The organism is Pseudomonas thivervalensis (genome assembly GCF_001269655.1).
Classification (GTDB): domain Bacteria; phylum Pseudomonadota; class Gammaproteobacteria; order Pseudomonadales; family Pseudomonadaceae; genus Aquipseudomonas; species Aquipseudomonas thivervalensis.
This window is the reverse complement of record NZ_LHVE01000008.1, coordinates 17,936-41,876: the sequence shown is the minus strand read 5'-3', so window position 1 is coordinate 41,876 and position 23,941 is coordinate 17,936. Positions and strand designations below refer to the sequence as shown.

The 23,941-nt window shown below is 59.4% G+C and carries 18 protein-coding genes, 1 tRNA gene and 1 pseudogene; 13 read left to right on the top strand and 7 right to left on the bottom strand.

The features are described from left to right. Positions 1-66 precede the first annotated feature (66 nt). Positions 67-1,287 (bottom strand): annotated as a pseudogene (locus AD659_RS30190) (ABC transporter ATP-binding protein); the annotation flags it as partial. Positions 1,288-1,472: 185 nt separating this feature from the next. Here AD659_RS30190 and AD659_RS11960 point away from each other — a divergent pair. The 13 genes from AD659_RS11960 (at position 1,473) to AD659_RS11905 (ending at position 17,492) form a co-directional block, all read left to right on the top strand. Beyond that, on the top strand, positions 1,473-2,291 hold the full coding sequence (locus tag AD659_RS11960; protein ID WP_053121447.1) for an ABC transporter permease: 819 nt from the start codon (positions 1,473-1,475) through the stop codon (positions 2,289-2,291). A gap of 147 nt (positions 2,292-2,438) precedes the next feature. Further along, entirely contained in the window at positions 2,439-4,886 is a 2,448-nt protein-coding gene (locus AD659_RS11955; protein ID WP_053121445.1) for a glycosyltransferase, read from the top strand. Between the two features lie 192 nt (positions 4,887-5,078). Then, complete coding sequence (locus AD659_RS11950; RefSeq protein WP_231987727.1) at positions 5,079-7,487, top strand: phospholipid carrier-dependent glycosyltransferase; 2,409 nt, start codon at positions 5,079-5,081, stop codon at positions 7,485-7,487. Between the two features lie 12 nt (positions 7,488-7,499). After that, a complete protein-coding gene (locus tag AD659_RS11945; RefSeq protein ID WP_053121440.1) occupies positions 7,500-8,522 on the top strand; it encodes a glycosyltransferase family 2 protein in 1,023 nt (340 codons plus the stop codon). 92 nt (positions 8,523-8,614) lie between these two features. Further along, entirely contained in the window at positions 8,615-9,301 is a 687-nt protein-coding gene (locus AD659_RS11940) for a class I SAM-dependent methyltransferase (protein WP_231987728.1), read from the top strand. Beyond that, positions 9,298-9,705 carry a GtrA family protein gene (locus AD659_RS11935; protein ID WP_053121436.1) on the top strand — a complete coding sequence of 136 codons (408 nt, stop codon included), beginning with the start codon at positions 9,298-9,300 and terminating at the stop codon, positions 9,703-9,705. The genes AD659_RS11940 and AD659_RS11935 overlap by 4 nt, the downstream gene beginning before the upstream one ends. A 2-nt stretch (positions 9,706-9,707) precedes the next feature. Beyond that, positions 9,708-10,991, top strand: coding sequence for an NAD-dependent epimerase/dehydratase family protein (locus AD659_RS11930; protein WP_082343545.1), 1,284 nt, complete (start codon positions 9,708-9,710; stop codon positions 10,989-10,991). Continuing rightward, entirely contained in the window at positions 10,981-12,567 is a 1,587-nt protein-coding gene (locus AD659_RS11925) for an FAD-dependent monooxygenase (RefSeq protein WP_053121432.1), read from the top strand. Before AD659_RS11930 ends, AD659_RS11925 begins: the two co-directional genes overlap by 11 nt. Beyond that, complete coding sequence (gene wecB / locus AD659_RS11920) at positions 12,564-13,673, top strand: non-hydrolyzing UDP-N-acetylglucosamine 2-epimerase (RefSeq protein WP_053121430.1); 1,110 nt, start codon at positions 12,564-12,566, stop codon at positions 13,671-13,673. The genes AD659_RS11925 and wecB overlap by 4 nt, the downstream gene beginning before the upstream one ends. After that, positions 13,664-14,770 carry a glycosyltransferase family protein gene (locus tag AD659_RS11915; RefSeq protein WP_053121427.1) on the top strand — a complete coding sequence of 369 codons (1,107 nt, stop codon included), beginning with the start codon at positions 13,664-13,666 and terminating at the stop codon, positions 14,768-14,770. The genes wecB and AD659_RS11915 overlap by 10 nt, the downstream gene beginning before the upstream one ends. 59 nt (positions 14,771-14,829) lie before the next feature. Next, positions 14,830-15,093 carry a hypothetical protein gene (locus tag AD659_RS11910; RefSeq protein ID WP_003203536.1) on the top strand — a complete coding sequence of 88 codons (264 nt, stop codon included), beginning with the start codon at positions 14,830-14,832 and terminating at the stop codon, positions 15,091-15,093. Between the two features lie 81 nt (positions 15,094-15,174). After that, complete coding sequence (locus AD659_RS30625; RefSeq protein ID WP_442087941.1) at positions 15,175-15,261, top strand: small membrane protein YohP; 87 nt, start codon at positions 15,175-15,177, stop codon at positions 15,259-15,261. Between the two features lie 209 nt (positions 15,262-15,470). After that, positions 15,471-17,492: a DKNYY domain-containing protein gene (locus AD659_RS11905; RefSeq protein ID WP_053121426.1), complete on the top strand. Its 2,022-nt coding sequence runs from the start codon at positions 15,471-15,473 to the stop codon at positions 17,490-17,492. Here AD659_RS11905 and AD659_RS11900 read toward each other — a convergent pair. The 6 genes from AD659_RS11900 to pheT all read right to left on the bottom strand — a co-directional run bounded on the left by AD659_RS11900 (position 17,489) and on the right by pheT (position 23,926). Continuing rightward, entirely contained in the window at positions 17,489-18,529 is a 1,041-nt protein-coding gene (locus tag AD659_RS11900; RefSeq protein WP_053121424.1) for a zinc-dependent alcohol dehydrogenase family protein, read from the bottom strand. The two genes, AD659_RS11905 and AD659_RS11900, sit on opposite strands and share 4 nt — an antisense overlap. 99 nt (positions 18,530-18,628) lie before the next feature. Next, entirely contained in the window at positions 18,629-20,473 is a 1,845-nt protein-coding gene (locus AD659_RS11895; RefSeq protein ID WP_053121422.1) for a hypothetical protein, read from the bottom strand. A 265-nt stretch (positions 20,474-20,738) separates the two neighbouring features. Continuing rightward, positions 20,739-20,815: transfer RNA gene (locus AD659_RS11890), tRNA-Pro, on the bottom strand. Between the two features lie 89 nt (positions 20,816-20,904). Beyond that, positions 20,905-21,261: a MerR family transcriptional regulator gene (locus tag AD659_RS11885; protein WP_003179985.1), complete on the bottom strand. Its 357-nt coding sequence runs from the start codon at positions 21,259-21,261 to the stop codon at positions 20,905-20,907. Then, the gene (ihfA, locus tag AD659_RS11880; protein ID WP_002553164.1) at positions 21,242-21,544 is read right to left on the bottom strand and encodes an integration host factor subunit alpha; all 303 of its coding nucleotides are present in this window, start codon (positions 21,542-21,544) and stop codon (positions 21,242-21,244) included. Before ihfA ends, AD659_RS11885 begins: the two co-directional genes overlap by 20 nt. A 3-nt stretch (positions 21,545-21,547) precedes the next feature. Further along, a complete protein-coding gene (gene pheT / locus AD659_RS11875) occupies positions 21,548-23,926 on the bottom strand; it encodes a phenylalanine--tRNA ligase subunit beta (protein WP_053121419.1) in 2,379 nt (792 codons plus the stop codon). Between the last annotated feature and the right edge of the window lie 15 nt (positions 23,927-23,941).

Below are 23,941 nucleotides of genomic sequence, written 5' to 3'. Positions count from 1 at the left end.
CGCTTCCTCTCCTCGAGTCCGACAGGCCTTGGCAAGTGGCTCAACCGGCCACGCATCGATCCGCCGCAGTCCCAGGTCCACCATGCCCAGGAAATCCCTGTGGTTCGGCAACATGTCGAACGCCAGGGGCGCGACCTGTTTCTCGATCAGCTGCGAGGTATCTTCCGTCGCGCCGTGCAGCAACTTGAGGGTGACATGATAGCGCCCCTGCGCGAGGTTGCCCGGGAAGCGCACCGTGATCTCGGTACGCCGCCAGCCGTCTTCGACGGGGCCCGGTTGCAGCGCGAAGTTGCCCCCACCAATCACCAGCAGCCTCGCCTCCTGGATGGTGAAGCTGATGCTGGGTTGAACGATCGACTCATGCAGCAACGCCTCGACGCGAATCTCGATGTCGTCGCCATACAGGTAACTGGACGACAGTTGCTGGGTGTTGGTGAAACAGGCAGCGCTGATGTGCCCCTCTTCAGTCCCAAAGGCAATCCCCTCGTGCTCGCCCATGAATGGCTTGCGCGTCACCGGTGTGACACCGCCACTGGCCCAGCGACGTTGCTCGTCGCGCATGTCAAGCAAATGCAGTTCGGCCATTTCATCGGGCGAGCCGCTGGCCACGATCCGGCCCGCACGCAGGTAGATGACCCGGTGGCAGAAACGCTTGACCATGCTCATGTCATGGGAAACGAACAGCAGCGTCGTGCCTTTGGCAGACAGTTCTTCCAGCCGATTCAGGCATTTGAATTGAAAGGATGCATCGCCGACGGAAAGTGCCTCATCGACGATCAGGATCTCCGGCTCCACACAAACCGAAACGGCGAAGGCCAGCCGTACCAGCATCCCGCTGGAGTAGATTTTGGTGGGCTGGTCGATGAAGTCGCCGATATTGGCGAAAGCGATGATGTCATCGAAGCGAGCGTCGATCTCCGAGCGACTCAAGCCCAGCACCGCCGCGTTCACGTAGACGTTTTCCCGACCGGTGAACTCCGGATTGAAACCGGACCCCAGCTCCAGCAACGCGGCAATCCGGCCATGCGCCTGGACGCTGCCCCGGGTCGGCATCAACGTGCCGCAGATCAGTTGCAACAAGGTGGATTTGCCACTGCCGTTACGGCCGATGATACCGACGGTCTCCCCCCTGGCGATGCTCAGGGAAACATCGTCCAGGGCCCAGAACTCGCGGTAGAAACGCTTCCTGCCGCGCACCAGCATCTGCAACAGGCGGTCCTTGGGTGCATCATAAATCTGGTAACACTTGCTCAGGTTTTCGGCGCGGATGGCCACTTCAAACGACATCGGCAAAACCCTTCCATGAATCACGGCCATTATTGCGGCGCTACTCAATCAGTCCTTCGTTGGGCGCTGCGAATGAGTTAAGCACAGATGGAAAAAAACCTTCGAATGAATCTGCTCGTGGTCTACCCTCCAATGAGGACGCGACTCCGAGAGCATCCGAATATTGCCTTAAGGATCAAGCATCAATGCAGTCGTTCAGCACGTCCCCCTCCGCCATGATCAAGAGTGTTCTGGTCAATCGAGCCCTGATCTACGTATTGATCCGCCGAGAAGTCATCGGTCGCTACAAAGGCTCGATACTCGGCATCTTATGGTCATTCTTCACGCCGGTTTTCATGCTGGTGGTCTACACGTTCGTGTTCAGTGTCGTCTTCAAGGCCCGCTGGTCTGGCGGCGGTGAGTCCAAGAGCGAGTTCGCCCTGGTGCTGTTCGCGGGCCTGCTGGTCTTCAACCTGTTTTCCGAATGCGTGAATCGTGCGCCGGGCCTGGTGCTGGCCAATACCAACTACGTCAAGAAGATCGTGTTTCCACTGGAAACCCTGCCCCTGGTGTCCCTTGGCGCCGCACTGTTCCACATGGCTATCAGCGTGCTGGCCTGGCTGGTCTTCTACGTCGCCCTGTTCGGCACCCCACCGATCACCGCTCTTCTGCTGCCATTGGTACTGTTTCCATTGGTGTTGCTGACGCTGGGGCTCTCCTGGTTTCTCGCCTCGATCAGCGTCTACCTGCGCGATATCGGTCAGTTCATCGGCATCATCATCACGGCAATGCTGTTTCTGTCACCGATCTTCTACCCACGCTCGACGCTTCCGCAAAGCTATCAGGCCGCCCTGCAGGCAAACCCGCTGACGCTGCCGGTAGAAATGGTTCGCGATGTACTATTCTGGGGCAGACCGCCGCAATGGGAACACCTGACCACTTACTCGGCGATCGCCGTGCTGATTGCCTGCGCCGGGTTTGCCTGGTTCCAGAGGACACGCAAAGGCTTTGCCGACGTCATATGAGGGTATTGGCGTGGCGCCCCGTCCAGCAGACGCTATGCTTGATTCATCCCACGGTCGGAGCTGGGGCCGGCATATGATTGCAGACAACATCGATCCTGAAAGACCGAGTGAGCGTTACCGTATTTGACCAAAGGACCAGAAAACCGCATGGACCAGATCAACCGTCTTGTTGATTGCATTGACCAACTGACTCGCTCAACACAATCCAAATCCATTGAAGCCTTGCAGTTGATCAGGGAAATCGAAAATCGAGATCGGCTCATCAAACAACTGAACCTTGGTTCACAAGCGCTTCGCACACGCCTGTCACTTCAAGAAGGCAAGACCGTGCGGCTGCGCGAGCAACTGCGGGTGGCCGAACAGCGCCTCAAGGATGCCGAGGCATTACTGCGGACAAAACACAGCGAGGCGGTCGCGCTTTCCGATTGGGCGGTGGATCTGCGCGCCAAACTGGCGGCGAAGCAGGCTGAGTTGTTCAAGCTGTCGGACTGGGGCAACGCCATCGAACGCGCGCCACTGCGTTATTCGATACGCAAGCAGCTGTATAAATTATCGCGCCGGGTCTACGCCTGGTTACCGCTCACCGCACACCAGAAGAGCAAGCTGGCGCATCGGCTTCGAAGCTGGTTGAAACCCACCAGGACAACGCCAGGCGAGCCAGCGCCCCCCAGCGCCACCCCACCGCAACCCTTGCTACCGCCCGTAAACCTTGCCGTGCCGTCTGAACACGGGCAGCCCATGGTCCTGATGTTCGGTGTGATTGACTGGCACTTCCGCATCCAGCGCCCACAGAACCTGGCCAAGGAATTGGCCCGGGCCGGACAAACCACACTGTATGTCTCGAACCACTTCATCGACGATGACGCCCCCGGTTTCGAAGCGGAGCCCTTGGAGGGCTCCAAACGGCTGTTCCAGATCCGTTTCAAGGTACGTGGCGCACCGGCCATTTATCACGCCCCGCCATCGGCGGCCGCGATCCGCCAGTTGCGCGAAGGCCTGGCCATGCTCCTGCAATCGGCGAACGTCGCTGCCGTGGATTGCATCGTCCAGCATGCCTATTGGTTTCCGCTGGCCAGGCGTGTCCCCAACTCCACGCTGGTCTATGACTGCATGGACCATCACGAAGGCTTCGGCAACGTCGCCCAGGAACTGCTCGACCTTGAAATCGCCTTGATGCGCAGGGCCGATCTGCTGGTGGCGACATCCGACTGGATCGAACAGCACGGCAAACGGGAAAACCGCAACGTGGAGGTGATCCGCAACGCCTGCGAATTCAGCTTCTTCAGCCAACGCCCCGACAGGGTCTACCAAGACCCCGCCAAGAGAAAGATCATCGGCTACTACGGCGTCATTGCCGAGTGGTTCGATCTGAACCTGGTCAAGCAAGTCGCCCAAGCCTTCCCGCAGCACCTGATCCTGTTGATCGGCAGCGATACCGTCCAGGCGAAAAAGCACTTCAAGGCCTGCCCGAATGTGCTTCTGGAGGGCGAGGTCCCATACGCCTCCCTGCCCTACTATCTGCACGCCATGGACGTGTGCCTGCTGCCGTTCAAGGTCATGCCTTTGACGCTCGCCACCAACCCGGTCAAGGTCTATGAATACTTGAGCGCTGGAAAACCGGTGGTGTCGGTGAAACTGCCGGAGTTGAGCCAGTTCGGCCAACTGGTCTGGACAGTTGAAAAGCCGCCTGAGTTCATCTCGGCCATCCGCAATGTCCTGAACACGTTGCCAGAGGCCGGCGCCATGCTGCAGGCGCGTCAATCGTTCGCCCGGGGCCAGACCTGGCAGCATCGGGCCACCCGCTTGCGCCAGGCCATCGCGACATTGCCGCTGCCTAAAGTCAGCGTGGTGGTGTTGACCTATAACAACCTCGAGTTGACCAAGGCCTGCCTCGACAGCCTGTTGACCCAGAGCCATTACCCGAACCTTGAAATCATCGTCGTCGACAACCACTCCAGCGACCAGACCCCGGCCTACCTCTCCGCCTGGGCCAAGGGACATCCGGACCGGATCGTCATCCTCAATTCAGACAACAAGGGATTCGCCGCCGGCAACAACCAGGGCCTCGCGGCGGCCAGTGGTGACTACCTGGTTATCCTCAACAACGACACGGTCGTCACCGCCGGTTGGATCAAGGGCTTGATCCGTCATCTACAGGACCACAAGGAAATCGGCATCATCGGCCCGATCACCAACAACATCGGCAATGAAGCCAAGGTCAGCACCCGCTATGACCGCATGGAAGACATGCCCGCCGAAGCCGCGCAAATGACCCGCGCGCGCATGGGCGAGTGGTTCGAAATCAATACCCTGGCGTTTTTCTGCGTGATGTTCCCACGCTCGACCTACGAGCAGATCGGTGGCCTGTGCGAAGAGTACGGCCTGGGATTCTTCGAAGATGACGATTACTGCCGCCGCGTGCAGCGTCGTGGCATGCGCGCGGCCTGCGCCGAAGATGTCTTCGTCCACCATCATTTGTCCGCCTCGTTCAACACCTTGGGTGCCCGGAAAAAACAGGCGCTTTTCGAAAGAAACCGGGCGATCTATGAGAGCAAATGGGGATCCTGGGTCCCGCACACGTACCGAGACGTATAAACAGCCCTTTGCACGCAACGCTATTTGCTTAAGGGAGCAGATGAATTTGTGGCGAGGGAGCTTGCTCCCGCTGGGCTGCGTAGCAGCCCCTTTTTATGAGCGCTTCGCACTCAAGCGGGAGCAAGCTCCCTCGCCACGGATATTTCGATGGCCCTAAGTGAGTAACGTTGTCCCTTTAGCCGAGACAATATTTTGCCCAGATACGACCTGAAGTACGCAGTGGTGTTGTTGGTTTTACTGGCGAGTACGGTGGTCGGCGTGTACGGGTTTTCGACGCTTGAGCTGGCGTCCATGAACAGCGGCACCCGGACCCTGTTGCTCTCAGTCGCGGTCCTGACTGCCCTCACCGTCTTCACTCGCAGGCCACCGGTCACGCTTTGCCTGGGTTTGTTGGCGTGCCTGTCCATTGCCTGCGCACAAGCTTGGCCAGTGATTGTGGTCGCGGTCTTCGCGCTGTCTGCCACCGTGCTCGGCAGGTGGATGCTCAGGCAAGCAACCTCGGTCGACTGGAGCGTCCATCTGCTGGTAGGAGCCGGTACGTTCGGTACGCTGACAGGGCTGGCCGCGTACGTTCCGATCAACTACCCCTGGCTGTATGGCGCGCTGCTGTCATTGCCGCTGTTACTCGGGCACAAACATCTCGCATCCACAGGTCGTGAACTGCTGCGGCACATCCAGGCCACCCGCTCAGCGCAACCCCCCCTCCAGACAGGGCTCGACGTACTGATCTGCAGCTTCGCCTGCCTTTACGTGTTGGTCGCCTTCATGCCAGAGGTCGGGCACGACGCATTGGCGATGCACCTCTTCGTCCCTTCACACCTGGCCCAGCGGCATCAATGGTCATTCGATGCAAGCACCTATGTGTGGGCGGTCATGCCCATGCTGGCCGATTGGATCTACAGCATCGTCTACATGCTGGCCGGTGAAACGGCAGCGCGCCTGAGCAACAGCGCATTCACCTTGCTGCTGGCGTGGCAGATCCGCAACATGACCCTCTGGGCCGGAGGCTCTGCCACCAGTGCCCGTTGGGCAAGCCTGATCTTTCTGTCGACGCCCCTCGCCTTCGCCGAAAGCAGCAGCCTGCACATCGAGTCGGCGTGGACCGCCTTCATGATGGCCGGGACCCTGGCGATCCTGAAGGTCTCACGCTTCACGCCGGATCCCAGGGAGCGCCTGTCGCAATTGCTCCTGGCCGGCGTCCTGCTGGGCTTTGCCCTGGCGACCAAGGCTGTGACCCTGAGCGTCCTGCCGGTCCTGCTGGTGATTCTGCTGCTGCAGCTCAAGGCCTGGGCTATTCCAGGCATCGCCAAGACGCTCCTGCTGGGCAGTGCCGGCCTGACACTGGCCGGTGCAACGCCTTACCTCTCTGCCGGATACTTGACCGGCAACCCGGTGTTCCCGTTTTTCAATGCCGTTTTCCATTCGCCACTCTGGCCGAACTTCAATTTCGAACCGCCGGCCACCTTCGGCACAGGGATGACCTGGGACACCCTCTATCGAATGGTCTTCAAGTCGCCTCAGTTCATCGAGGGGCGAGTCGGCGCGGCCGGCTTTCAATGGTTGCTGCTGCCCACGGCGGCCGTCGCCGTGCTGTTGAGTGGCAACAAAAAAGCCCTGTGCATCCTCCTGGTCGGTGCCGGCGCGATGTTCATGACGTTCCATTCAACGGCCTACCTGCGTTATGTGTTCCCCTCCTTCGCGCTGTTCTCAGTGATCCTCGCCCTGCCCTTTTCCGACGCCAGGATCTTCCCCCGCAGCCTCGCCATTGTGGCCGGCGCCGTGTTGGTCCTGACCAATACCCGTTTCATTCAGGCCGCGACTTATTACGGCGACATAAATCCCTCGGCACTGTCGAGCCAGGCAGGTCGGGACGCCTATCTGTTGGAACGCTTGCCTATCCGAAAAATGGTCGACACTGTCAACGCCTTGAACAGCGGTTATCAGCCCGTGGCGGTCTTTGCGTCGCCGCTGATGGCCGGCTTGCACGGCGATGCCCTTTACGCCTCCTGGTACAACCTGAAGTGGAAAAACGCATTCGATGCGGCGACCTCACCATTGGCGCTCACCCAGCACTTGCGCCAGCGTCAGGTGAAATGGCTGGTGATCGACCTCAAGTCCCTACCCCAGGCGCAACTCGATCGGCTGCTCACGGTGTCCACATCGTATGCCCGGCTGGGTGACCTGGACCTGCGCAAACTCAATGTCACGCACGATGAACGCCTGCTCAACCCGGAGCTGTCCAGCCTAGAGGGCTGGAGCCTGACGTCCCCCTCGACCTATGACGCGTCGCGCAAGATCCTGACCGTCAATGTCAAGACACCGGCCACACAGCGGGTCGAAGTGACGCCGGGGCTGACCTACATCAACAGCGTGTCTGCACGTTGCGCAACGACCGCCACCGCCGGAAGAGTCCAGGCCAACTGGATGGACGACCAAGGTGATTTCATTACCGCCAGCATCGAGACGTTTGACTGCACCAAGCAATGGGAGACCCATGAGATGAGCGTTGTTGCCCCTGCAAATGCCACGTCCGTGATCATTTATGCATCCGGCCATACCGACACTCCCTTGGAATTCAAGTCACTTTCCTTCAGGCAATAGTGGGCGATATCGATGAACTCAAAAACTGAGCTTTTCACGGATGAACAGCGAGTCGCCGTCGTCATCCCCAGCTATCGGGTCACCGCGCACATTGTCGGTGTCATCGACGCCATAGGGCCGGAGGTCTGGCGCATCTATGTCATTGACGATGCCTGCCCGGACGATTCCGGGGGGCATGTCCTGGCCTCTTGTGACGATCCCCGGGTCAAGGTGCTACCCCATGACGTCAACAAAGGCGTGGGCGGCGCGGTCATGACCGGCTATCGAGCAGCCCTCGCCGATGGTGCGAGCATCATTGTCAAAGTCGACGGGGACGGTCAGATGGACCCGGCCCTGATCCCGCTGTTCATCGAGCCGATCCTGGCCGGTGAAGCCGACTACACCAAGGGCAATCGGTTTTTCGATCTGGAAGAAGTCCAATCGATGCCACGGCTGCGCCTGTTCGGCAATGCCGTGTTGTCGCTGATGGCCAAACTGTCGACGGGTTACTGGGACCTGTTCGACCCCACCAACGGCTACACAGCGATTCACCGCGACGTTGCCCGGTTGCTCCCCCTGGACAAGGTCAGCCAACGCTACTTTTTCGAGACCGACATCCTGTTCCGCCTGAACACCGTGCGCGCCGTAGTGGTGGATATTCCAATGGAAGCCCGATACGGCGACGAGGTCAGTCACCTCAAGATCTCGAAAATCGTTGGCGAATTCCTGTTCAAACACCTGCGCAACTTCACCAAGCGCGTGCTCTACAACTACTATTTACGCGACATGTCCCTGGCTTCGATCGAACTGCCGATCGGCATCCTCATGTTCTTGTTCGGCATCGTCTTCGGCGGTTATCACTGGTATGAATCGGCGCAGAATGGCATCGCGACGCCAGCCGGCACCGTGATGCTCAGCGCACTGCCAATGCTCATGGGATTGCAACTGATCATGGCGTTCCTCGGTTACGACATCGCCTCGGTACCCAGCAGGCCACGGCAATCCAGGCGGGGTAAAACAACGTCATTGCGGGAAGAAAACTCATTAAAGCGCTAAGAGATTTTTTATCCGACCCGTCGCTCAAGACTTTGGATGTCGATGGCAGCGAACGCCTCGAACTTCACGGCAAAGTGCTTGAACGCAAGCGAATGCTGCGGGAAGTCTTCGTGGAGTTCCACCACGCGTTTCATCGCCTGGCCGACCGCTACTTCAAGGTCGAAGGCCATGAGGTGGAGTTGGGAGCGGGCATCGCGCCCATGCGCAATTCATACCCTGAAGTACTGGCCACGGACATTGTCGCCACCGAGCAACTGGACATGGCGCTCAATGCCGAAGCAATGAGCCTGGACGATCATTCGACCAGGGCCTTTTATGGCCAGAATTGTTTTCACCACTTCCCTCATCCCGATCGGTTTTTCATGGAATTGGAAAGAACGCTCAAGATTGGCGGCGGGGCCATTTTGATCGAGCCTTTCCACGGCCCCTTTGCCGCGTTCCTCTATAAGCGCCTGTTCAAGTCCGAAGGCTTCGACATGCACTTCCCATCTTGGGAAACACCCTCGACCGGTCCTATGAACGGCGCCAACCAGGCTCTCAGCTACATCATCTTCGTGCGCGACAGGCAGGTGTTCGAGCGCAAGTACCCAGGCCTGGAAATCGTCCATCAGGAAATCTGCGGCAACTATCTGCGTTACCTGGTTTCCGGCGGCTTGAACTTTCGCCAACTCCTGCCAGACGTGTTGATCCCGGTGCTCAAGGTCATCGAAAAACTGCTGTATCCGTTGCGACGGGTATTGGCGCTGCATCACATCGTGGTGATCCGGAGGACGTCTTGACCTTTATCCGGTATGGCGCCATCCAAGTTATGGCCTATGCATTGGACATGGGGGCCTTTTTGCTGTTGATCGCGCTATTCGACAGTCAACCCGTCCTGGCTAACATTGCCGGAAAAGGCGTGGCTGGGGTGTTCGCGTTCTTTTTGCATCGACACTTCACGTTCCAGTCGACCGGCGGCAGCAGCAAGGCTCAAGCCGTGCGTTATTTTTCATTGCTCGCCATCAATATCCCGGTCGCCTCGGCGCTGTTCGGCGTGGGGCTGTATGTCGTCGACAGCCCTGCCCCGGTGAAATTTGTCTGCGACGTGGTCTGCGTGGCCCTGACCTACTGGATCAGCAAACTGTTCGTGTTTCATTCCGACGCCCGCCCGCCCGCTCCCGCTGACCGCGCCGAGGGCGCTTGAGCATGAAACTGGTAGTTACCGGAGCGACCGGCTACATCGGACAACGTTTGTCAGCGCTCGCGGCGGCACGCGGACACGAGGTCATTTGCGCCACGCGCCAGCCATGTCCCACTCCTTATGCCTGGCTTCCCTATGACCTGCGAGGCCCTGCCCCCGAGTGTCCCGTCGGCACTCAGGCGCTGATCCATTTGGCTGCCGACACAGCAGGCACTGCCCACAGCGGCGCGGACGACGAAGTCAGGGCGGCCCAGGCGCTGCTGCGTTGCGCCGAACAAGGCTCAGCCAAGTTCATTTTCATCTCCAGTCAAACCGCCGAGGCAACAGCCACTGGTGCTTATGGCCGGACCAAGTGGCGTATCGAACAACACGTGCTGGCCGCCTTCGGCACGGTGATCCGCCCCGGCCAAGTGTATGGCGGCCCCGAACGCGGGCTCTTTGGCCTGTTGTGCAGGCTGGTTCGCCGAAGCCCGTTCATACCAATCCTCATGCCGGCGCCTTGCGTGCAACCCATTCACGTCGACGATCTCGCGGCCGCGATACTGGCCGTCGTCGAACGGGACGACATTCATGCCGAAATCTTCAATCTGGGGGCCGTGCAGCCGATTGCCTTTGGCCACTTCATGATGTCAATTGCGACCCACCGGGTCCGTGCCGCTCGCCTGCCAATCCCGGTGCCGGTGGGATTGCTCAGGCTAATGCGCCGGTCAGTCGGACTATCCTTGAGCACAAAACTGGGCCTGGAGCGGATTTTTTCCCTCATCCACCTGCCGCCCATGGACAGCGAGCGTTCCCTGCAAAAACTCGGCATCCAGTTGCGCGTCCTTGCCCACGGCCTGCATCGCTCCGGCCACGGGCAACGTCGTGGGCTTCTGCAAGAAGCCGCGGTGCTCTTGCACTACCTGCTCAAACGCCCGCCACAAAGAAGCCTGGTCAGTCGTTACGCCAGGGCGTTGGAAGGTGCGGGCAAAACCCGTCCCGTCATTCATTCACGCTTGCTGATGGGCTGGCCAATACTCCTGACACTCCTGGACAACCCCGGCGTCCTGCGCAAGCCCAACGGCCAGGAACTGGCCTGGCGCCTGCAGGTTGCGCTCGGTATCGCCGAAGCCAGCCCCCAGGGCGCGCAGGTGTTTCTTGGCGTCCAACAATCGCGCAGCCCTGTCGCCACGCTGGTTGCGCTGGGACTCTCCGCGGTCAAAGCGTTGGCGTGGAAGACAGTGGCGTTGTTAGGCCGCCCCGTTGCCCGGCGGCTGTTGCTTGGAAGCGAAACTCACCGTGAAGCCTGAATTCGATGTGATCATTGTTGGCAGTGGCCCGGCCGGGACGTCGGCGGCCTATCCGCTGGTCAAGGCGGGCCTCAAAGTCCTCATGGTCGATGCCCAGGCCGACACGAGCCCCTCGGTGCTACCAACCCGCCCGTTCCTCAGCGCCAGGGCCGACGACGCGCATCAGTGGAAATGGATGATCGGCGAAAATTTCCACGCCTTGAACCAGTTGGACGCGGTATCGCCCAAGCTGAAGACGCCGACCCACGCCCATGTCTTCGAAGGGTTCAGCGCCGGCAACCGCATCGAGACCGACAACTTTGTCGGCATTGGCTCCCTGGCCACCGGAGGCCTGTCCAATGCCTGGGGCTGCGGCGTGGCGACGCTGGGTACCAGCGACTTTGCCGGGCTGCCCATCGATTATGCCGAGATGCAGACGTCCTACGAAACGGTCGCCCGCCGGATCGGCATCAGTGGCCGGATCGACGATGATCTTTCAAGCTACTTCGGCCTCGATGAGTGGTCGCAACCGCCGCTGCCGCTGGATGCCCTGCACCAACGCCTGCTCGAACAGTACAACCGACGCCGACCGGGGTTTCCCGCCCCGGGGTTCCGCCTTGGCCGCTCCAGGGTCGCCGTCTTGAGCCAGCCACTGGACGAGCGCAAGGCCTGCGATCTGTCTGGGAACTGCTTGTGGGGCTGTCACAACCAAGCCTTATATAGCGCCTCGCAAGAGCTGCGAAAACTCAAGCAATACCCCGGGTTCCGGCACACCCAGGATTTCCTCGTGGAGGACCTGCTGGAACAGGACGGCTCATGGGCGATCGCCGATCATCGCTCCGCCCTGCGCTTGCGTGGTACGCGCCTGCTGCTGGCGGCAGGCACCCTGGCCTCGACCCGGCTCGCCCTCAAGCGCCTGAATCATTCGGCCCCGATACCCCTGCTGTCATCGCCGACGGCAGCCTTCCTGCTGTGGCTACCGAAAATGCTCGGCACCCCGAGGGCGTCGACATTTGGCTTGGGCCAGCTATCGTTCGCCCTTGAGCTGACGGCCGCTGCCACGGCTTTCGGTTCGACGTTCAGTACCACAGGCCTGCCCATGACCGAGTTTGTCAGCCGGATCCCCCTGAGCAAACGCTACAGCATCGAACTGCTGAAAAACCTGCTCAGCGCCTGCGTCGTCGGGAATATCTTCCTGCCCGGGCATCTGTCCAACAACACGGCGGTGTTGCGCCCCGACGGTTCGTTGCGCATCAGTGGTCAGGTGCATCCCGAGCTCCCCGGGCTAATGAAGACCGCCGAGGCGAAACTGCGCCGGATCTACTGGAAAATGGGCGCACTGTTGATGCCCATGAGCTTCACCGTCGGCAGGCCGGGGGCGGATATCCACTATGCGGGCACCCTGCCTATGCACTTGACGCCCCGGATTGGGCAGACTGACCGTCTTGGCGAAGTCGCGGGCTTGCCCGGTGTGCATATTGTCGACGGCGCCTGTCTGCCCAGCCTTACCGAGAAATCCCACACGCTGACCCTCATGGCCAATGCGGACCGGATAGCCCGCTCACTTGCCACCACGATAGGAAATCAAACGGCATGACTCGCAAGGTACTCTGCATCGTCGGTACACGCCCGGAAGCCATTAAGATGGCTCCCGTGATCAAGGCGCTCCAGGCCGAAAAAAATATCGATTGCCGGGTGCTCGCCACCGCCCAGCACCGAGGCTTGCTGGACCAGGTGCTGGAGGGCTTCGCAATCACGGCTGACCTGGACCTGGACATCATGCGCCCCAACCAGTCATTGGTGGCACTGACCTCCCGCTTGTTGCTTGAACTCGACGGCATGCTGCAAGCCGAGAAACCGGATGTCGTGCTGGCTCAAGGCGACACGACCACGGTCATGTGCGCGGCACTGGCGTGTTTTTACCTGCGGATTCCCTTCGGCCATGTCGAAGCGGGCCTGCGTACCGGGGATTTGTGCAATCCGTTCCCCGAAGAAGCCAACCGGGTGATCGCCGGCAAGCTGACCCGTTGGCATTTCGCGCCCACCCAGCGCGCGGTGGACAACCTGCTGCGCGAAGGCGTCGCTGCCAGCGATATCACCCTGACCGGCAATACCGTGATCGATGCCCTGCTGATGACCGCAGCACAGGACTGCGCCTTGGCTATTCCACTGGACGCCAGCAAACGCCTGGTGCTGGTGACCTCCCATCGGCGGGAAAACTTCGGCGAACCGTTCCAGAATATCTGCCAGGCCCTCAAGCACCTGGCCGAGCGGAACCCGGGCATCCAGATCCTCTACCCCGTCCATCCCAACCCGAACGTGAAGGATGTCGCACATCGATTGCTCGGCCAGACCCCGAACATCCTCCTCTACGCACCGCTGGATTACGCGCCGTTTATCGCGGCAATGAAGCGCTCCTACCTGATCATCAGTGACTCCGGGGGCGTGCAGGAAGAAGCCCCGGCCCTGGGCAAGCCCGTGCTGGTACTGCGGGAGGAAACCGAACGCCCGGAGGCGGTCGAGCTCGGCGTGGTCAAGCTGGTAGGCGCCAACCGGGACACCATCGTCGAACAGGCACAGCGCCTGCTCGATGACCCCGAGGCCTATCAAAGCATGGCACGTGGGGTTTCTCCCTATGGCGACGGCAAGGCCGCGGCGCGCATCGTCGACGTTCTCAGAAGGTACTTCCAGTCATGCGCATGATCTACCTGTCCCCGCTGCCGTGGGCGAGCTTCAGTCAGCGCCCCCATCACTTCATCAATTGGTATCACCACCAGACCGGGGCACCGGTGCTCTGGATGGATCCGTACCCGACACGCTTACCGACGCTGAACGATTTCAGGCACAAGCCGCCTGCGGCCGATCAGCAAAGCATCAGCGTTCCACCCTGGTTGCAGGTCCGCAAACCCCGCAGCTTACCCATCGAGCCCCTGCCAGGCTCGGCCATGCTGCTCAAGCGACTCTGGCGCAACCTGTTCGAAGAGGCCGCGGCATTTTCCGCGCAAGGGCCCTGCATGATCTGTGTGGGAAAACCTTCCGAGCTGGCCTTGCAACTGCTGGCACTGATCCCGCAAAGCCCTGCCGTCTACGATGCCATGGACGATTTCCCGGCCTTTTATCAGGGCCTGTCACGCAGGTCCATGGAACGCCGTCAGGCGCAGCTCATTCAACGGGTGGACACAGTACTGGCGTCCTCCCGCCCGCTTCGCGACAAACTTCTGGGCATGACCGACCAAGTTGAACTGGCCCTCAACGCCTGTGACATGCACGGACCGGCGCCGGTCGAAAGCCTGGACCTCGGTACCAAGCAACAGGTGCTGGGTTATGTCGGCACGCTGGGCCGCTGGTTCGATTGGGACTTGGTCATCGCACTGGCGCAGGCCAACCCCGGAAACCGCATCCAACTGATCGGCCCCGTCTTCACACCTCCGCCATGCGTACTGCCGGCCAACATCGAGCTGCTCCCCGAATGTTCCCACGCCAATGCAATCGCGGCCATGGCAAGGTTTTCAGTGGGTTTGATCCCGTTCAAGCTCAACCGCCTGACCGCTTCGGTCGACCCGATCAAATACTACGAATACCGCGCCCTCGGCCTGCCCGTCCTCTCCACCCGCTTCGGTGAAATGGCCCTGCGCGACCAAGAACCGGGGGTCTGGATCATCGATAAAGACACTGATTTGCGCAAAACCGCCGTCGAAGCGCTCGCCAGTCAAAGCGACTGCTCGACCGTTCAACAATTTCGTCAAGCGCACCTTTGGGCCCAGCGTTTTTCTGCGATCCATCTCAAAAACGGCCAATAACGGCCGATACCCAAGATAAGACCCCGCGACTGGGGCGCAGGACGAACGGTAGGTCAGTCATGACAGAGATTTATTTGCTGATAGCGCACGGCACGGATCAGGGCGAAGCTTACGTGCTGGGCTGGTTCGATGACCGGAGCAAAGCCCGGGAAGTGGCCGAGCAGAAAGAATGGGAAGCGTACCGGGCCAGCCTGAAGGAGAAACACCCTTGGTCCAGCCACAAACCGCTGGCGCCGGACCAGACCGACTATCGCCGCTACTGGATCAAGACCATCTCGAAATTCGAGCATGTACCGGTGCCAAGGTCCTTTGCGGTCCATTGATCATGGCGACTGAATATTCGACGAAACGAGCGTTATCGGTGGCGGTCTAGACGATTAAGCCCATCCGATGAGAGCGTTCTTATGTTGAAATTCCTTGGCGGCACCGTAGGTATCATTTTCCTGATTGGCCTGATCGTGGTAATTGCGCTGTTCAAGTTCATTTTTTGAGCGTGGCAGTGGCGGTCTTTGGCTTGACTCTGTAGGAGCTGGCGAAGCCTGCGATCTTTTGATCTTTCACTTGGGATTCAAGTGGCTGGGGAAAGATCGCAGCCTCGTTGCACTCGTCAGCTCCTACACGGCGGCTACAGGCTCGACGTCGAGCTCGCGGCAAAACTTGTAGTCCTTGGCCAACCATCAGACGTTCAGGTCGCATCGACATGACAGACATAGACACGGCTATTGCTGACTGGGAGCCACTACAGCTTGAATGGCATCAAGGCTTCGCGTTCATGGACGGCGTGCTGCTAGGCGACGGGCAAGTGCCTGATGTGTACATCATGCTCAGCCCTGAAGGCGCACGCCCCGGCGAGCTGGCACAATCTGCCAATGCCGGGCACTATCCGCCCTCGCCCTTGTTGGCCGGTCAACCAGTTTGGCGGCATCGACGCAACCCTCGGGTCTTGCGCGATGCCCTGCGTGATTACTACCTGCTTCCAGCCTACCGGGCGCGCCATGGCTACCACGCGCTCCAAGCCTTGCCGTTTCGGTTCGACAACGGCCTGGAAAGCCTCGGCCACCAGTACTGGCGTGACGCAACCGGCGCCTATTGGTTCGGCGACTACGCGATCAGCCAGATTCCCGAGGCACGACCCGACAGCCTGGCCCTGTTAGCAGCGTCGCCAGCCTCGGTGACTTCAGCGTCTGCCCTGTTCAGCGACGGGGTGAATATCTTTCTGCAAGGGCAGTTTATCGCCAGCGCCACGGCGCGGGTGCGCTATTGCAACCACCCGGCCTATCGAGTGATCGACGATCAGGTCTACAAGGGCTTCAAGCCCTTGCACCAGAAGAACGGCACGCCGCTGCCGGTGGCAAACCCGGACGACTTCCAGATGCTCGCCCAACGCTGGGGAACCGACGGACAGTCGATCATCGTGCAAGCGCAGCAAGGTTCAAGCATTTCCTACGAATACTTCTACCGCATCGACAATGCCGACCTGGCAACCTTCACCGTGCTGAATGAACGCTACGCCAAGGACAAGCAACGCGCCTATTACCTGACCGGCAAGAGCACCCGCTACGTTGGCGATTTCCACCTGCTCAAGTGCTGGCAGCCGACGTTCGATGAGTGCGGCCGCGTGGTCAGCGCCAGCGAATACGATGATGACTATTTTGCCGTGGACGACAGTTTCGTCTACGCCGCCGGGACCCGCGTGCGTGACGCCCATGGTCCGAGCTTTCGCCATTTGGGGTTCGACTATTACCGTGATCACCTGCGCGTCTACAGGCGCCAGAAACGCCTTGATGTCGACGCGCAAAGCTTCGTCGTGACCCAGCTCTGTCGCAATGATCAGGATTATTCACCTGTGCTGGCAGGCGACAAGCACGGCCCGCTGGGCTCTAGCGGGATCATCGATGCGGCCATGCAAGAGACCTGGGCACCTTACTTCGAGGCCCATCCGCAGTTGGAGGGCTATTGGTGGCACCGTTTGCAGGCAAACCCTGAAGCCGTGCCAACGCGCGAAGAAACGGCGCCGTTGCAGAACATCGGTCTCGGTTTTGAACTAGGTCGCCAGGTGTATTTCCATGGACGCGTGATCAACGGGCTGGACGCGGCCAGTTTCAAATTGCTCGACACGCACCTGTGCGGCGATGCTCAGGGCTTGTATCTGATCCCGTTTCATAACGCGCAAACGCAAGTGCCCGAACGGTTTTCCCAAGAACCCGCAGACCACTTCCGCTCACTCGGGACGCCCTACCTGACAGACGGAAAAACCGTGTTCTGCCACCGGGTTTTCTACCACCCCCCCGAACCGATTCGTAAGGCACATGCGGCCACTTTCGAGTCCTGTGGCCATGGCTGGGCCAAGGATCGGGACGCGGTGTATTACTACGGCGAGGCGAAAAAACGGCTACAGCCCTCTGATACCCGCATTCTCGGCACCTACGCCGTCAGCCCCGCCCTGATCCTCTCGGAAGGCAAGCCACTGGATGTGGCGTTCGACCCCGATGAGGTCTGCGTACCGCATCCCGATTTCCTGCAACTGGGCACGCGCAAGTTGTTCTGCCACCGACGGCCGCTGAGTGCCAAGCGTATCGACCTGGCGACCCTCGAATTCCTCAGTGAGCGCTATGCCCGAGACAAGCATCGAATCTACCACTACGACGGCTATGCAACCCTGACCGAGGTCGACGAAGCGCAGTATCGGGAATCCCTCGGCCAGCCGGCGGCCAATGTCTAGAACTGCGTCACCACCGTCACCCCAGCCGTATCAAACCGGTCCATGTTCATAAGCGCCTCAATGGACTGTTCGAGGCTGATGGTCTTGCCGACCAGTTTTTCCGGCGCCAGCTTGCCGGACGTGATCATGTCCATCATCGCGCCGTAACGGTGAGCCTGCATGCCATGGCTGCCACAGATATCCAGCTCGTAGGCGATGACTTTGCTCATGGGAATCGCCGGTGTGCTGTGGTCCGCCAGCATCAAACCGACCTGGACATGCCGGCCACGCCGTCTCAGATTATTGATGGAGTTGAAGCAAGTCGTGGGATGACCCAGGGCATCCAGCGAAACATGAGCGCCGCCCTTCGTCATCTCAAGCACCGCCTCGGTGACATCCGCCACGCGGCTTGCGTTGACCGTCGCGACAGCACCGAGCGACTGGGCCAGCTTGAGCTTATCGTCGGAAATATCAATCGCGATAACGTTCGCCCCGACAGCGTGGGCGATCATCACCGCGGACAGCCCCACACCACCACAGCCATGAACCGCCACCCACTGGCCCGCCGTGACCTTGCCTTGATCGACCACCGCGCGAAACGACGTGACGAACCGACAACCCAGGCTCGCCGCCGTGGCGAAGCCCATGTTTTCAGGCAGCGCGACCAGGTTCAGATCCGCCTTGTGGATCCCCACATACTCGGCGAAAGACCCCCAATGGGTGAAGCCCGGCTGAAACTGACTGTGGCACACCTGCTGGTTGCCGCTATTGCATTCCGGGCAAGCGCCACAGCCACCGACAAAAGGCACGGTAATGCGATCGCCGACCTTCCATCGGGTGACGTCCCGCCCCACCTCCGCCACGATCCCGGCCAATTCGTGACCGGGTACATGAGGCAGTTGAATGTCAGGATCATGGCCCTTCCAGCCATGCCAATCGCTTCGGCATACGCCCGTGCCGAGGACCTGAACAACCACGCCGTGACGCTCGGGGGTTGGGTCTTCTACCGTCATCAGGCGTGGGGGTTGGGAAAAGGCTTCGTAAACGACGGCTTTCATGAGGATCCCTCTTCTTCAAAGCCACCAACCAAGCGGGCATAGTAATCACTCGCTACGGACTGAAAATTCTACGCGAAGCTTTGGACAGCAGTTATCAGTCTAAAGTCGCGTAAGCACTAGCCAGAGCAACAAGAGATAGCCACTCAACGCAAAACCCTTCGCCAAGCCGCGAGCTTCAGCTTCGGGGATAGCGTTGCAGATACAGAGAATAACGGCCCATATCGCACATAGCAGTACCAGAATAGCTCCCCAAATTAATGGCGGAGCTCGTCCGATCAACTTAACAAGCCTATGTTGCTCATTCGCCTGGTTGGGAACCTTATCCATATCGATGCGCCCGTCTATCACGAATCTTGCGATGTGATCCCATACTTCTTCTGTCAATGCGGCACTGTGCCCTCCTTTGAGATAACGTACCTGAAATACCCCATTACTCTCGCTCGACGAATCAAACCCATCGTGGCCGGCGCTACCAAGGTCTTGTAAACCAGAAAACTGAAAAAACTTTGGAAAAAAAGCGACGACGGAGTCAGCCGTAGCGACGAAGTTCAGCACCGCATTAACGCGCGGAGGCGTAGAGTTCAGCAGGCCCTGCCAATCGTAGCCTGTCCGGACAACACTCCCGGCAAATACTATCTGGTCAAATCTGCAACACGGATAAAGCTCAATGGCTTTGGCGATCAAGTAAGTACCGTTGCTATGCCCAACATACGAAAACCTCGCATTAGGGTATCGCGCCAACGCCTCGGCGTATTGATCCATCAACCACTCCACTTTCCGCCGGCGGTACCAAGGCAGCATGAAAGGAAGCATCGGGAGGTATCCGTAACTGGAGGTCTCTGTTGCCCATTCGGCTGCTTCGGAACCTGCCAGGCGTTTCACCCGCCGGGCAATCTTGTGCGTCCAAAATCCTTGATCGCGAATGCCATGAATAACAAAAATGACGTTTTTTATGTGCGGGTTGGGTGCAAAGAACTGGTCATCTGCGGGAGTCGCGGCATATTCATGAAGCCCATCCTGAGAAAGACACAGCGCCTGCTCAAGAACATGGGCGCGGGCAGCGCCAAATTTCGGGTCGTTTAACTGAACGACATCTGCGTGACCGGAGAATGGTACGTCGAGATAGACAAAATCGCGTCCGGCAACAAGATCAATATTATCCTCGGGAGAAACGATGTCATCCCGCGACCCGAGCAACTGAACAGTAAGTGCTCTCCCCGCATGCGGTCCCTCAGGAGAGACTGATTGTTCCGCGCGCCGCCTTAACTGCAACCATTGAATCCGCAGTTGCGTGATGAATTCCGCTCCGCGCCGGAGCTTGAATATCAAGAGCCAACGACGGGTAAACAGCTTGATGACATAACCAATCAGTACACCTACACGCCAAGCCATTGCATTCAACGGTGAGAGGTGGTGGGAAATTTGCCAACCACGGTTCATACCGGCCAAGAGTACGATGCGATGAATCAATGGTGCCCATTGCCGAGGTTTGATGAGGCCAGCCCCATAAGCGTCGTGATAGACCTTTTCGAAGGGTGCGTCAGATGTCTCTCCGCAAGCTACAACGTATAGTTTACGTCCAAGCAACGAACCAACACTGTGGCCCAATATGATGATCGAGTGGATCGGTTTTTTTTCGGTAGCAGCCTCAGCGACAAGGTGATCCATATCCTCGAGGAGTTGAATGACGATTTGATCGGGATCAGCCAAGGAATAGGTCCCAACCGGCAACTCGGGACAGAACACACGCTCACCAGGCCAAAGTTTTTCGAGCTTCTCCCGGACGGCTCCGAGCGTGCTCGCGCCGTTCATGTAAGAGTGCAGCAAGACAAATAAAATGCCCTTCTGCTCGTCACCCTCGCGGCGGGCAGAAAAGTCTGCAGAATCGCCAGCAATGCTCTCGTACTGAGCCCCTTCAAAATTATCATCAATCCCTTGTGTCATTGCCGGTTCCTCCATGCAGTGGCCATTTGACGAGTGTAGAGCCCTTCTGAGTTACCGTTCCTGAATTGATGAGAGTCGGAGGATCGCCAACAGCCGCTTGGAGGTCGGTGAGCGCTTCAGGTTTTAACATTCAAGATTCGAACGAGCACCCAGCAAGTAAATCTCTTTTGGATACACTCAATGAAACAAAAGAATCTGTAAGGGTATTTTTTTCAGGCATGAAAAAGCCCAACCTTTTCAGATTGGGCTAAGTCATTGAAAAATATGGTCGGGACGGAGTGATTCGAACACTCGACCCCTAGCACCCCATGCTAGTGCGCTACCGGACTGCGCTACGCCCCGACTAGGCGTGAATCTTGTTTCGCTTCTCAGCGGAACGCTCAGGAATATAACGCAAGCTTTTGAAAACTGGAAGTATTTAAAAGCAGAAATTATTTCTTGAGCACCACCAGTACATCTTCAAGCTCGGCGATCATCTGGCGGATCATCTGTTTGTACTGGGTTGTATCGTCCTTGGCCTCATCACCGGAGAGGCGCAGGCGTGCGCCGCCGATGGTGAATCCCTGGTCGTACAGCAGCGCGCGGATCTGCCGGATCATCAGCACGTCTTGGCGCTGATAATACCGGCGGTTTCCGCGGCGCTTGACCGGGTTGAGTTGAGGAAACTCCTGCTCCCAATAGCGCAGCACGTGTGGTTTTACCGCACACAGCTCGCTGACTTCACCAATGGTGAAGTAGCGTTTGCCCGGGATGACGGGTAGTTCGTCGTTATGACTTGGTTCCAGCATAAGCCTCAACTCGGGCCTTCAACTTCTGCCCTGGACGAAAGGTGACCACACGGCGAGCCGTGATCGGGATTTCTTCTCCCGTTTTCGGATTGCGGCCAGGCCGCTGGCGTTTGTCCCGAAGGTCGAAATTGCCGAAACCGGACAACTTGACCTGTTCGTTGTCTTCCAGAGCGTGCCTGATTTCTTCGAAAAACAGTTCGACCAATTCTTTGGCCTCCCGTTTATTCAGGCCCAGCTCCTCATACAGACGTTCCGCCATCTCAGCTTTCGTCAGAGCCCCCATACGTCACTTCCTTAACGTGGCGTTCAACCTGGTTTCGAGCGAGGTGAGGATATTTTGCGTTGCGGTATTCACCTCATCGTCATTAAGAGTGCGCGATGGATGCTGCCAGGTCAAGCCAACTGCAAGGCTTTTTCTATGCGGATCAATGCCTTTACCCTGATACACGTCAAATAGCCTGAGGTCCGTCAGCCATTCGCCTGCATTTTCACGAATTACCTCCAACACAGCGCTGGAAGCAACCTCACGGTCAGCCAGCAACGCCAGGTCACGACGCACTTCAGGAAAGCGCGATAACTCCTGGAATTTCGGCATTTTTCCCTGCGCCACTTCGGCCAGGACCAGCTCGAAAACGAAGACCGGACGATCAAGGCCCAGGGTTTTCGACAGTTCCGGGTGAATGGCACCGACATAGCCGACTTCACGCCCGTCACGCTCGATGCGTGCGGTCTGCCCCGGGTGCAACGCCGGGTGCTTGCCCGGTACGAAAGTGAACGCGTCGAGTGCGCCGGCGAAGCCCAGCACCGCTTCCACGTCAGCCTTGACGTCGAAGAAGTCGACGACATCGCGACCTTGCGCCCAGCCTTCCGGCAGGCGACTGCCACAGACGACACCGGCCAGCATCGGCTCTTGCTTCAAGCCTTCCAACTGACCGACAAAACGCAGGCCGCTTTCGAACAGACGCACGCGATCCTGCTGGCGGTTCAGGTTGTGCTGGAGCGATTTGACCAGGCCTGGCCACAGGGACGAGCGCATGGCGGCCATGTCGTTGGAGATCGGGTTGGCCAGCAACAGCGGCTCGACGCCCGGATTGAACAGCTCGAACTGACGTGGATCGATGAAGCTGTAGGTGATCGCTTCCTGGTACCCACGGGCCACCAGCAGGCGGCGCAGTTCCGGCAGGTTACTGCGGGCTTCAGCCTTCGCTTGTGGGGCCAGGCGCGCTTGCGGGTAGCGAACCGGCAGGCGGTTGTAGCCGTACAGGCGGGCCAGTTCTTCGATCAGGTCGACTTCCAGGCTGATATCGAAGCGATGGCTTGGCACTTCGACGCGCCACTGCCCTGCCCCATCGGCGCTGATGTTCAGGCCCAGGGCGCTGAGCAGCCGTTCGACTTCGTCCGGAGCCATTTCCATGCCCAGCATCTGGGTGATGCGCTGGGCACGCAGGGTGACCGGTGCAATCTTGGGCAGGTGCTGTTCGCTGACGGTCTCGATGACCGGGCCGGCTTCGCCACCGGTGATTTCCAGCAGCAGGCCAGTGGCGCGCTCCATGGCTTCACGGGCCAGCTGCCAGTCCACGCCACGCTCGTAGCGGTGCGAGGCGTCGGTGTGCAGGCCATAGGAACGAGCCTTGCCAGCGACGGCGATCTGGTCGAAGAACGCACTTTCCAGGAACACATCGCGGGTGGTGGCGGATACGCCACTGTGCTCGCCACCCATTACGCCGGCAATTGCCAGGGCGCGGACGTGGTCGGCAATCACGAGGGTGTCGCTGCGCAGGGTCACTTCCTGGCCGTCGAGCAATACCAGCTTCTCGCCCTCTTCGGCCATGCGCACGCGGATGCCGCCGTTGATTTCGGCGAGATCGAACGCATGCAGCGGTTGACCCAGCTCCAGCATCACATAGTTGGTGATGTCGACGGCGGCGTCGATGCTGCGCACGTCGGCGCGACGCAGGCGCTCGACCATCCACAGCGGCGTCGGCTTGGACAGGTCGACGTTACGGATCACACGGCCCAGGTAACGCGGGCACGCCGCCGGCGCGAGGACATCAATCGAACGCACTTCATCATGCACGGCCGGCACGGTGGCGACCATCGGTCGCGTCACAGGAGCGGCATACAGCGCGCCGACTTCACGAGCCAGGCCCGCCAGGGACAGGCAGTCGCCACGGTTCGGGGTCAGGTCGACCTCGATGCTCGCATCGTCCAGGCCCAGGTATTCACGAATGTCCTGGCCCACCGGCGCATCTGCCGGGAGTTCCATCAGGCCATCGTTGCCTTCGCCAACCTGAAGCTCGGCCTGGGAGCACAACATGCCGTTGGACTCGACGCCGCGCAGCTTGGCTTTCTTGATCTTGAAGTCGCCCGGCAGTTCGGCACCGATCATGGCGAACGGAATCTTCAGGCCCGGGCGCACGTTGGGCGCGCCGCAGACGACCTGGTAGGTTTCCGTGCCATTGCTGACCTGGCAGACCCGCAGTTTGTCAGCGTCCGGGTGCTGCTCGGTGCCCAGCACCTCGCCCACCACTACACCACTGAAATCACCGGCGGCCGGCGTCACGCTATCGACCTCAAGGCCGGCCATCGACAGGCGAGCAACCAGCTCGTCCCGACTTACCTGCGGGCTTACCCAGCCGCGCAGCCATTGTTCACTGAATTTCATCCTGCTCTCCAAATA